Below are 12,318 nucleotides of genomic sequence, written 5' to 3' on the forward strand. Positions count from 1 at the left end.
AAAACTTTTACAGAGCGCTGAGCGCTTCCTGCAAATTTTTTACGGCAATCACTTCAATACCTAAATTCTTTTCACGCGGTGCATTGCCAATAGGCACAATCGCTTTTTTGAAACCGTGTTTGGCAGCTTCACGCAAACGCTCCTGACCACTCGGTACAGGGCGAATTTCACCCGACAAACCCACCTCGCCAAACACCATTAAATCCTGCGGCAAAATTTTATCGCGAAAGCTGGATACAATTGCCAATAACACTGCAAGGTCAGCACTGGTTTCCATCACGCGAACACCGCCTACGACGTTCACAAACACATCCTGATCGCCCACCATAATTCCACCGTGGCGATGTAAAACTGCAAGCAACATAGACAAACGATTTTGATCCATACCCACCGCAACGCGGCGCGGATTACCAAGATGGCTGTCATCCACCAGCGCTTGTATTTCTATCAACAGTGGACGCGTGCCTTCCCACATCACCATCACAACAGAACCCGGTGCTGGGTCTTCCGCGCGTTGCAAAAATATTGCAGAGGGATTATTCACTTCGCGCATGCCCTGCTCGGTCATGGCGAAAACTCCCAATTCATTCACAGCACCGAAACGATTTTTGTTGCCGCGCAAAGTACGGAAGCGTGAATCGTTATCGCCTTCCAATAAAATCGAGCAATCAATCATGTGCTCCAAAACTTTTGGCCCCGCCAACGAACCATCTTTCGTCACATGGCCAACTAAAATAACCACAGTACCGGTTTGTTTTGCAAAGCGAGTTAAGTAAGCCGCGCTCTCGCGCACTTGTGACACAGAACCGGGCGCCGATGAAATATCTTCCATGTGCACCACTTGAATAGAATCCACCACCATCACTTTAGGCGCGACTTGCTGCGCAGTTGCGCAAATGGTTTCTACATTGGTTTCGCTCAGCATTTGCAACTTATCTGTTGGCAAACCCAAACGTTGGGCACGCATGGCAACCTGCTGTAAAGATTCTTCGCCCGTCACATAAAGAGCGTGCATATTGCGCGCAAGGAAACACAGAGTTTGCAACAACAAGGTACTTTTACCCGCACCTGGGTTACCGCCAATTAATACAACAGAACCGGGAACAAAACCGCCGCCGAGTACGCGATCAAATTCGCTGGTACCGCTGGAAAAACGCGGTACATCGCCCAGCGCAATTTCAGCAAGAGTTTGTACATTATTACCCGTAGCGCCACCCGCATAGCCTTCAAATTTTGCGGAGCGATTGGTTGGAGTTGGCCCAAGGCGAACTTCAACAATGGAATTCCACGCACCGCACTCGGGGCACTGGCCTTGCCATTTTTTGAAATCTGCACCGCATTCATTACAGACAAATGCGCTATTGGTTTTTTTTGTACTCACAACAATCTCTTTTCGATTAGATATGACAAGCTCAGGGGATGAGCAAATATAAATTTATTTTTTATCCGTGAGTTTGAGGTAAACACCCAAACCTACCAGCATGGCGACTGCGGCGAACAACATCAAAACTGCATCGAACAAATGATCTGTTCCACCCAGCAGCGATTTAAACATTAACAATAACGACTCAATCGACACCGCAATAACAATGGCTGCCATAAAGCGGCTGATGGTGCGGCGAATAGAACCTTCGTGGTGAATATCTTTGTGCAGCAAAACTTCTTCTTCGAGAATCGTTTTTCCCAAGTCAAAAATAGCGAGACCTAAAGTCACCAGAATAACGGTCCCGAATATTTGTATAGGTGCGTTGATGTGATCATGTACGACGTAATACATTTCCTTGCCGCCGTAATACAACAGCAAGCCAGAAACGGCGACCAACATTAAACCGATAATCGCATAGACTAATTGAAAAACTGGATGCACCTTACGGCGCAGCTCATCGCCATTCAAAAAGGTAATCAGTTTTTCCAAATTGAAGTTGATGACAAGGAAACCAATTTTATTTTCTGCGGTGGTGTAGCGTTGTACCGCAGAAATCGCAAGTTGGTGAGTCGCGTTGGAAAGATAGGGCGAGGTTACTGTAGAAATTTTTTCGTTCTTCACCGCCTTGGTGTAATAAGCGCGGTTGCTACGGTCAGAACGCATACCAGGTTCGCTGCGTTTTGAATCGTCGATATCGGGCGCTGCTGCAGATACGGTTGTTTGCATACCGTGTTCGTCGAGGCAGTAAAGCAATTCCACGAAAGGATAAGATTTGTGCAAGCGCTCTACAGTTTTATGCAACTGCTCCTCATCTGATTCGAGCTTGCGTGGCATCAATGCAGTAATAATAGAATCCAGCAAACGTTCAATTTGCGGTTGGTAATCTTCGTACTTGCGGAGCAGGTATAAATAATTGCGAGGTGTCATAACACGGTCTCAATATGGAATTTGTTTGAGTATAAAGAGATTTAATTTGCCGCAATAATACACAAGCTGGCTTGTTGTGACTGCATAAATTTAGCGAGGAATAAGCCAATGCGATTCAATTGTTCAAAAAAAAGCCCGCCAATTTCAGGGCGGGCTTTTTTGGTGCAGTTACAGCGCTAGTTTATTTGGGCACATCGATATTTTGTGGTGCAGATGAACCCACAGCAACCTTGCCTCCGGTGAGAACAAAACTCACAGCCTGAGCTTGCATCTCTGGTGTGACTTGCGGAGCAGCAGTTGATGGACGCAAGAGCGAACCATGATCACCAGCATTCAATTTCACGTAGCCACGTCCCAGGGTTGTCTCACCAAGACCGAGTTGAGTTGTGCCTAATAGGCGAGCCAACGCAACAGTACCTGTGAGCGGTGCGCTATCTGCACTATTAGGAATTACCTGGTCATCTTTAACTTGTTGCACCAATACTGGTACCCCCAAGGTAGCCAATATTTGCGCAAAGTTAACCGGGTCGCCCGCATCTACCGCGCTTTGCGCTGCATACATAAATTTTTCGTAATTGCTGGTACCAACATTCACACCGGCTTTGCTTAAGCCAGCATTGATGACGGGAGCAAAGGTCGCAGAGTTAACCAAAACCTGCGCAACTTGTGAGCCTGGAGTTGTTGCCACCAAGCTGCGAATTGGATTGAGGTTGGATGCCAAACCTAACTTGGCTTCGTTGGCGATAGCAATCTGGTTTACCGTAGTAAATACAGTACCCAAAATACCGCCGAGTGAATGTCCAATCACGTTGACGTTACCCAAATTCAATTTGGCGCCTTGTGCCTGGACAAAATCCGCATCTAAACCTTTCAAACTCGCATTGAGGTTCAAGAGGTCAACCACACCTTCCCGATTATTATCGCGTGTATTCAGCAAATAGCCGAGGTTAGTGAAGTGCGCACCTGAGCCATCGTTGGCAGTTGGTGTAGCAAAATTCATTGGTGCAGGAGCACCGCCTGGGCCAGCTACGTTGAAGTGACGCTCATGAGGCGCATCGGCACCATAGAGTGTCGCAAATGGAATCACCTGGCTTTTCTCAACGTTAAGTACCGTCACAAACGCGTTATTCGCCGCTACGCCGTGAACGGGTAAATCGATTGCCACAGTAGCAATACAGCGGCTGGCCAGAGTGTGCGCCAAGGCCAAGCCAGATGTACGGTCGCTGGTTATGCCGTGAACATAGATCACCACAGGATAGCCGTTGGCGGCGTAGATTTGCCCACAGTTAGCTGAACCCGCATAACCGGGAACCCAGCCGCTTTCAGGCAGAGTCACTTGCAGAGGAACAGACTCATCGCCGGTTTTACCGGCGAATGGATAGCGATAAGTCACGTTGTAGGACTTGTCCACATCTTGTGGAACCGTGGCTTTGATGGCTGCAGCAAGCGTCAAATCAGGCTGCCAGGCACGCGTCAAATAAGCACCAAACGGCAAAGTACCTGGCGCCTTCAGGTAGTACGGAAGCTTGATATAGCCTGTGTAAAGCTTACCAACGTTACCGACCAAAGCGCCCTTGCTGAGCACACCCATATCTATACCTGTAAGGGCAGATACTTTTAGCGCACGTTGTTTCGGTGTTGGCAAAAGGCCACCGGCCTCAAGGGCTGAAACACCAGCTACAGCGGTAGCGGCAGGAACACCGGCAGCGATTTGGCTAGCAGCCAAAGCAGCACGTGGAGCAGCCATTGCAACCAGAGTTGTTTGCGGGTCAGTGGTGGTAAAGGTGTAGGTCAATATCAGCTTATCGACCGCAGCAGAAGGTGCCGCCCCCGTAGTGGCGGCGAGAAATCCTGATGCAAGCGTTTCCCAACCGGTGATTGCATTACGCACTGGAACAAGGCTGTCTAAAATGGCGTAACTGGTGTCGTGCAGGGCGTTGTAGGTCCAGGAACGGGTTAATGCCTTGCCGCTGGAGTCTTTAATATCGTTAGTCAAAAAGACCAAATATTTTGCCTTGGATTTTAAAGGCACGAGCGGACGAATGCGGATCACGTTATTGGTACCGCCATCCAGCGAAACAACCCGCGTATCAAAATTTGCGGCACCCGCAATACCAACAATGTTAGCCGGGTTTAAAGCGTCTTTTCCGCCGGTATTAAGCTCCAGTAAAAATACCGTTTTTAACGGCAATACAGTGGCAGGATCAACGCTGCCCTCCACCATCACATCAAAGAAAGCCGAGGTAGAAAAACCGTCAAGACCATTAAGGGTTGCGCGCACTGTATCCGTTGGCGTGCCCACATCAGCGGTACCGTCAGTCGTGGCAGCTTTTGCAAAAATCAAATCAGTGTTAAATGGAAGATCAGAAATGACCGGATCAAAGCGCGGATGAGTGCCTGCAACGAATGCTTCTGCTGGAGTTGGGTCAGGAGCCTTATCTGTTTTGCCTCCACCGCCGCATCCACTTAAAAGCACCGGTAAAGCGAAAGTAACTAAAGCAGACAGTAAAATATTGGTTTTATTCTTCATAATAGTTTCCTGAATGGTGGAAAGTCTCATCGAAAGAGTATAGACAAGAATTCGCAAGGCAATTGATCATTCAGAGTTTAAAAGTATCCACACACTTGAAGAAAATAAGTTCCCTTGGCGCCACAATGCGCAATTGATTGCCTTACGCTAATCATCAATACGCCTTGAGAGCCTTCACAGAAAAAGTGCCTAATCATTTTTGTCATCAAACTTTGTAAATTATTGTCTGATGAATTGACTAGCCCTTATGAATTGCTAGGCTTAAAGTCACCCTACACTGTTACTCGAGGCCACTATGTCTATTTCACGCCGACTATTTCTTCGCAATGCCGCACTGGCGACTGCACTTCTCAATTTAAAAAGCAATGCATTAGCCAAAGCCGTAGAACGCACAGGCATAAAAGATTTTTACAAAGATGACTTTCATGTAGGCACCATCCTCAGCACTGGAGCCCTGTTGAAAAACGACACCAAAACGCTGTCGTTAGTTGCGCGCGAATTTAACGCTATCACCGCTGAGAACTGCATGAAGTGGGAGCCTATTCGACCCAATGACAAAGAGTGGGATTGGACCGCTGCCGATAAGTTCGTCGAGTTCGGCGAACAGAACAAAATGTATATTGTTGGCCACAACCTGGTATGGCATAGCCAATGCCCGAAAGAAGTTTTTCAAAATGAAACTGGCGGCGTCATCAGCAAAGAAGGGCTCACTAAAAAAATGCAGGATCACATAGCTACAAAAGCCGGCCGTTACAAAGGCAGATTACAAGCTTGGGATGTTGTTAACGAAGCTGTAGAAGATGATGGGTCATGGCGTAAATCGCCTTGGTACAACATCATGGGTGAAGATTTCATCGCCAAAGCATTCCACTTCGCACATGAAGTCGATCCAAAGGCTCATCTCATCTACAACGACTACAACACTGAAACACCTGTGAAGCGTGACTTCATTGTTAACATGGTTAAAAATTTCAAGAAAAAAGGTGTGCCCATCCAGGGTGTGGGTATGCAAGAGCACTTAAGTATTGATGGTCCAGGTGTTGAAGAAATTGATAAAACGCTGACCATGTTGAAAGAAATTGGGGTGCGTGCGCATATCACCGAATTGGATATTGACGTACTGCCTTCCGTTTGGAATTTGCCAACTGCAGAAGTCTCCACACGCTTCGATTACACACCAGCGCGAGATCCTTACACCAAAGGACTCCCGAAAGAAATCGAAGAAAAACTTGCCAAGCGTTATGAAGATATTTTCAAGGTTTATTTGAAACACCGCGACAACATAGACCGCGTAACTTTCTGGGGAACTACAGATGCCGAGAGCTGGCTCAACGGCTTCCCAATTAGAGGGCGCACCAATTATCCCTTGTTGTTCGACCGCGAATACAAACCAAAAGCCGCCTACTTCCGCTTACTGGATTTGAAAAAGTAAAATAATAAAGCGGGCCACACAATAGTGAGCCCGCTTTATTTTTCTTCACCTTATTTGTTTATATGCTGCGCAAAGAACGGAAACATTACCTCTAAAATTCTTGCGCGAATTTGATCCTGGTGCCTGCCATTGTGTGTGGTGTAAGTAATATTAATACCTGCTGCTTTTAATTCGCCCTCATAATAATTGCAGCCACGCACAATCCATTGATACTCGTCGTTAACACCACAATCAAGCCCAATGGCTTTAAGTGAATTTAAGTTGTTTTTAAATTCTCCAACTTCTTTATGAACAGCACCAAATCCTGCTTCCCACTTAGCCAGTATGGCATCATCACGAACCAAATCATTACCGACAAGCTTATAAGGATACTCAAAATAGGGAGGCGTTTTTGAAGGTGCAAATGCCATTCCGTAGGCGATATCAAAACCAATCTCAAAAGATTGGGCGTTGCGATCAAGCGCCACTAATGCCGCCGAATCACTCATGGTTTTAATCGGTTCCATTGCAGCAATAAATGCTTTGATGTGTGCGGTGGAATCAAATATTTGGGTATCTTCTATACCTTTAGTACCAACCAACCCTGGCGAAAGTGAAAAGACAGAGCCAAATACATCTGGATGACGCATGGCAATATCCAGCGCACCAAATCCACCCATCGAGTGCCCGGCTAAACCACGACCATTACTTTTAGGTATGGTGCGATAATTGGCATCCATATAATTAACAACATCCTTAACAACAAACTCCCCCCAATTACCGGGCACACTGGAATCCGCAAAAAAGCTGCCGCCAAACCTGTTTATGCCTGGAACAATCACAACAATCATGGGGGTCACAGTTTTAAATATAAAATCCAAATCACTGGGCAAAGACATGAAGATCATGGTTGGGTCGCCAAACCCGGGAAGGTAGTAAACAACAGGTAGCTGGGCGTCTGAACTGAAATACTCTTTGGGCAGGTAAATCGCAATATCTCGCTGCGCAGGGTCGCCAATAATATTAGCTGACAGGGAAGGCGCAGAAATTTTAACCGTTTTATAAGTAGAGGTAACGACAACACTAGAGCTAGAACTGGAGCTAGAGCTGGAACTTGAAGAGCTGCTCGAGCTTAAGCTTGAAGTCGATAGGCTAGTCGCAACTGAACTTGCGGAAGAAACACTTGGCGGGACATCTGGCGTTGATGTACCTCCTCCACCGCCACCACCTCCACCACATGCGGCCAAGAACATCACCATAGATACACTTGCCGATCTTAAAAGCCATTTAAAATTCATAGCCGTAGATAAATTCATAATCAGTAATCCTTAATCTGTATTTAATTTTTGTAGGTCAGGCTGTGCTATTGGGCAGATCAGGAAGGAAATACGCCATTAGGTATCTATCAAGAAAAAATTAATTTATTATTGGCTTTTATATCAATATGTTAGGGAATTACATGAGCGGCTTTGCGGGTCAAAAATTCAGCTTTGGATCAGTTAGAGTCGATCCTCTTTCAAATATTATTCTTATTGAGGGCAAGGAAAAACGCGTTGAACCAAAGTTGATCGCACTACTCGCTTATCTGGCCCAGCACGCTAAAGAAGTTGTTACTCGCCAACAAATTACCGAAGCGATTTGGCCTGATGTGATTGTGGGGGACGAATCAATAACCCAAGCTATCTTTGCACTTCGCAATCTTTTAGGTGACGATGCAAAGCAACCGAAATATATCGAAACAATTCCCAAGAAAGGCTATCGCTTTTTGGCGGATGTAACCCTTCTTGAAACCGAAAATACTGACACCAACACTTCATCAACACGACCAAAAAATATACACAAATTAATCGCGCTCTTGGCTGGCGCTGGCGTAGTGACAATCTCTATTTTGATTTGGTTTTTTTTGCAGAAAACAACAGATGATAAAATCGTCAGTATTCGACCAGTCACAAAAATGGACGGTGTCGAAGGCGACATGGCCATCAATCGCAAACACCAAATGGTTTTTCTCAACCATACATTCAATGGTAATGCGATGTATTTAAAGGATCTGCGTACCGGTATTCAGGAGCGTATCACCACCAAAGATTGGTACATAACGCCGCAACCCGTGTGGCTAGACGATGACACAATTCTTTACTCTCGCTGTAGCATGAGCCGGGAGTGCGAGATTGTTCGACAAAAATTACCTGATCAACCACAAGTAATCTATAAATCCAAAACAGGGATTACTGAAGTTATAGTAAGGCCCGACCAATCGAACGAGCTATTTTTTAGCGAAGCCGATGACTTCGTTATATTTAATATGCTCACTGGCAAGTCTGAATCTTTACGTAGCCGCTACAACAATTTGCCTCTTCACGTGTCGCATCCGCTATTTTCACAAAATGGAAAAACTCTTTACTTCATTTATAAATTCGAGCAAGCCAAATTGATGGCATTGGACTTAACGACAGGTACAGTGAGTACAATCTCAGATAAGTTTGACGAAATTCACAGCGTTTCTTACAACCACCACCAGCAATTAATGGTTGCAGGCAATATCGATTCCGTACCTGGCCTGTGGCTTGTAAATGCGCAAGATAGCGAACCTAAATTATTTTTACGCTCTGTAAACGGAGAGCTCTACGTGCGAGCATTTGCAGCACCTGATGAGCATGCAATTTACTGCCAGACTGTACGCCTGAATGTTGATAATGTGGTGCTCGATGCAGGCAAAGAAACTGCCAATGAAATGCCAAACCTTAACTCTACGGGACTAGATACAGGCGCAATTTTTTCCCATGATGAGCAGTTCATCTATTTCATTTCAGACCGCAGTGGCTTCGTAGATATTTGGCAATATGACGTCCACAAAAAGCAAGAGAAACCTGTTACCAATGTTAAATCAGCTTTGTTTGAATATTTATCGCTCTCGCATAATGGACAATACATTGCGGCAATTTATATGGATAAAGCACAATTGGTGTTCGGTATTTTTTCAACTGCTTCAGGAGAGCTATTAGCACAAAAACCAACAAAACTTATGCCACTCAACTGGAGCCTTGATGATAAAAGTATTTATGTTGCAGACATGAAAAACAATGATGGAAAAATATTGCGTCTAAATAGCCAAACTCTGGAAGTGTCAGAAGTTAAAAGCAACGCAGGTCTTTATGCACAGGAGTTTGATAATGGCCAGTCCCTTATCTTTTTTGACTTTGGCAAAACCAGTTTTGTAAAACGAAATCTTATCAATGGCGAAGAAATAGTTTTAGCCAGTTCAATCCCCAATCCTATTGCACAGTTAAACTACCATGTACCTCGCGTGGATCCAAAAGGCGAATCGGTCTTTACCGTTTATCGCGATGCTCAAACCTACAAACTGGTGCAATATCCGTTCAACAATAATACCAAAGAGCCAATCAGTTTATTCGCTATTCCTCAAAATACTAATGAAATAACTCATATCAACAGTGACGGAACCAAAGCAATCACAAATAGAGTTGTAGCTGCAGCAGGTGACATGTTAAAAATTGAATTAGCGCATTAATACACACTTACATAAATGCTGTTCTGCAGGAATTCAACAATTAATTACCACGCAAAACATCACTTGCAGGGCTGCCAATAATTTTCCATACCGATAAAAGTGAGGTCGCCACAGTCAGCAACAAAATCATGACTGGTGGCAACATACATCCTAAACTCGTTGTTTGTAAATTGTAGTTTGCATGTTGTAACCATAACCAAATTGCAACTAAACTTGCCGCTGCAACCAGCAAGCCTATAACAACCGGTGTTAAATTATCTCTCAGAATTTGCAAAGCAATAGATTGGGGACTTGCCCCCACTGCCATGCGAATACCCAACTCAGACCTACGCAATTGCGCGCTGTAACTCAATACACCATAAATTCCTATGGCCGCCAAACTAAGCGCAAGCAATGTCAGTGCCCCCGTTAAGCAAGCGCCGAGCACATCCTGTTCATTTAATCCATCATGTTGTTCAGCCACACTTTCAATTGAGGCCACTTTATACTGGGAATCTATACCCGCAATTAATTCATTAATTTCCTGCTTGGATATTGTTTGCTGAGGTTTAAGTTTCACAATAAGTTCAGTTTCATCAAAGGCCGCCACAGCCGATATATACATTCTGGCTTGCTCGGGCACACCAGGGAAATTGAGATCACGAACAATTCCAATGACTTCATTCAACTCTCTATTTTGCCCAGCGTTTTGCCAATAAAAACGTTTATTCAACACCTTGCCATCTTTATGAAGTTTACGCGCAAGGGTTTCATTAATAATGATAACCGGCGTACGCTCCGTATAATCAGCTTCAGTAAAATTTCGGCCTTCAAGAAATTCGAATTCAAATAAGCTCAAAAAGTCTTTATCGATAAAAGTAGATGAGTTCTGTATCAGTTGTTGGTAATCAGGCGTGAGCGATAAAAAATCCGTAAGGCCATAATTGTTTATAGGTGCGCTGCTCGCCAAACTGGCGCTCACAACCTTCGGGCTTGTCAACAAATGATTGCGTATCGCAATCAATGTATTTGTCCGCTCAGGTGTAATCGGCCATTGCAGTTGGGCACCGCTAGTAAGTGCGATACGATAAATATCTTTTTCAGCAAAACCTAAAGGCTGGCGAATATGCTGCAGAGACTTAAACAAAATCTGCATACTTGCGGTAAGTACGATTGCAGTAAACATAACCTGACTAAACACCAGGAACAGACGTACTTTTTTAGAAAGCTGAACACCTGTACCCTTACCACTTGTCTGCAACAACTGGTTGAGTGCACGATAATTAATTTGGCGGCTCACTAAAAAAGCAAACACCAAGGCCAAGACTAAACCCAATACCAAGGTAAAAACTAAACTCTGCCAGCTAAGATGTAACTCAGCCACTCGCGGTAAAACATCCTTAGCAAAACTTTTTAATAAACCAACGCCCCAGTAGGAAACCAGAAGCGCAAGCAACATAACAAAGAGTATTAACCATAAAATTTCAGCCAATAAGCCGCTAAATAAATGTGACTTCTGGGCACCAACTGCCGCCTGGATTGCCATATTCCGTTGCTGATTACTAACGCGGGCCAGCATCAGGTTAGTAATATTGACGACTGCAATTAATAACAACGCCGTGGCGCCGGCGAAGAGGAGAAATAAACGTGTTTTCACATCACCCAAAATAGCATCTTGATAGCGTTCAAGTGAAAAATCCAAACGAATATCTGCGCCAGAATAATTTACCTGCGTTAGCCAATCCTTGAAGCGAGTAGTCAAGGTAATACTCAATGCTTGCGCAATAATGTCAGGGGATTGACCCGCCTTGAGTTTTCCTACTATATGTTGCTTGCTAACAAAACGGCCCCAATGCTGGCGCGTTCCTTCGTCACGTACTGCGTAATCCCACGGCAACCAGACTTCGGTTGATTGACCAACACCATCAAATTGCGGCTCGACAAATTCTTTTGCAATAACACCTATAACACTAAAGGTTGCAGTTCCTATTTGAATTTTTTTGCCGACTATATCTGCATCCTCCTTAAATATTTTTTGCCATGTATTAAAGCTCAGCACAACAACTGGAGTATTGGTATCAATTCCTTCCTCTGGACTGAAGCTGCGCCCTATAGTCATGGGTACCTGTAAAAGCGAAAGATATTCGGGCGTAACGTAACTGATTCGCACCAGAGGAGTATCCGGCAAGCTTGCAATAATATTGCTATCAACCTTCACCAATGCTTTTTGTTCAACATATCCATCCTTTGCTCTATAGGCTTCAACTAACGCGGGGTATGGTAACGCCCCCGAGGTCGTTATAACTCCATCCCGCAATAGTCTGGGGTTCGCAATAAAGAGTCGATCCTGATCAGCGTAAGGTAATGGTCTAGCCAGCAATTGATAATTTAAATTAAACATTGCGACTAAAGCACCCAGTGTAATTCCCAGCGTGAGCACAATCGTAATGACATAGGCTTTTGCTTTGCGTAGCGAATTAAATGCCGCTTTAAAATCTTGAACGCCTAACATA

General features: G+C 44.8%; 7 protein-coding genes. 2 read left to right on the plus strand and 5 right to left on the minus strand.

Going from position 1 to position 12,318, the window contains the following annotated elements:
- Window positions 1–7: 7 nt before the first annotated feature.
- The 3 genes from radA to IE104_RS10215 form a co-directional block, all read right to left on the minus strand.
- Entirely contained in the window at window positions 8–1,381 is a 1,374-nt protein-coding gene (gene radA / locus IE104_RS10205; RefSeq protein WP_229837770.1) for a DNA repair protein RadA, read from the minus strand.
- Window positions 1,382–1,435: 54 nt separating this feature from the next.
- Window positions 1,436–2,353, minus strand: coding sequence for a PDC sensor domain-containing protein (locus IE104_RS10210; protein WP_189418018.1), 918 nt, complete (start codon window positions 2,351–2,353; stop codon window positions 1,436–1,438).
- Window positions 2,354–2,534: 181 nt separating this feature from the next.
- Window positions 2,535–4,883 (minus strand): hypothetical protein, encoded by a 2,349-nt coding sequence (locus tag IE104_RS10215; protein WP_189418019.1) that lies wholly within the window; start codon window positions 4,881–4,883, stop codon window positions 2,535–2,537.
- Between the two features lie 295 nt (window positions 4,884–5,178).
- Between IE104_RS10215 and IE104_RS10220 the strand changes: the two genes are divergently transcribed.
- Entirely contained in the window at window positions 5,179–6,315 is a 1,137-nt protein-coding gene (locus IE104_RS10220) for an endo-1,4-beta-xylanase (RefSeq protein WP_189418021.1), read from the plus strand.
- A 50-nt stretch (window positions 6,316–6,365) separates the two neighbouring features.
- Here the strand turns inward: IE104_RS10220 and IE104_RS10225 are convergent, their stop codons facing one another.
- Window positions 6,366–7,610 (minus strand): alpha/beta hydrolase, encoded by a 1,245-nt coding sequence (locus IE104_RS10225; RefSeq protein ID WP_189418023.1) that lies wholly within the window; start codon window positions 7,608–7,610, stop codon window positions 6,366–6,368.
- Window positions 7,611–7,753: 143 nt separating this feature from the next.
- On the opposite strand from IE104_RS10225, the gene IE104_RS10230 reads away from it, so the two are divergent.
- Complete coding sequence (locus tag IE104_RS10230; RefSeq protein WP_189418024.1) at window positions 7,754–9,826, plus strand: winged helix-turn-helix domain-containing protein; 2,073 nt, start codon at window positions 7,754–7,756, stop codon at window positions 9,824–9,826.
- Between the two features lie 40 nt (window positions 9,827–9,866).
- On the opposite strand, the gene IE104_RS10235 is transcribed toward IE104_RS10230, so the two are convergent.
- Window positions 9,867–12,317, minus strand: coding sequence for an ABC transporter permease (locus IE104_RS10235; RefSeq protein ID WP_189418026.1), 2,451 nt, complete (start codon window positions 12,315–12,317; stop codon window positions 9,867–9,869).
- Between the last annotated feature and the right edge of the window lies 1 nt (window position 12,318).

The sequence above is a fragment of the Cellvibrio zantedeschiae genome, assembly GCF_014652535.1.
In the GTDB taxonomy this organism is placed as follows: Bacteria; Pseudomonadota; Gammaproteobacteria; order Pseudomonadales; family Cellvibrionaceae; genus Cellvibrio; species Cellvibrio zantedeschiae.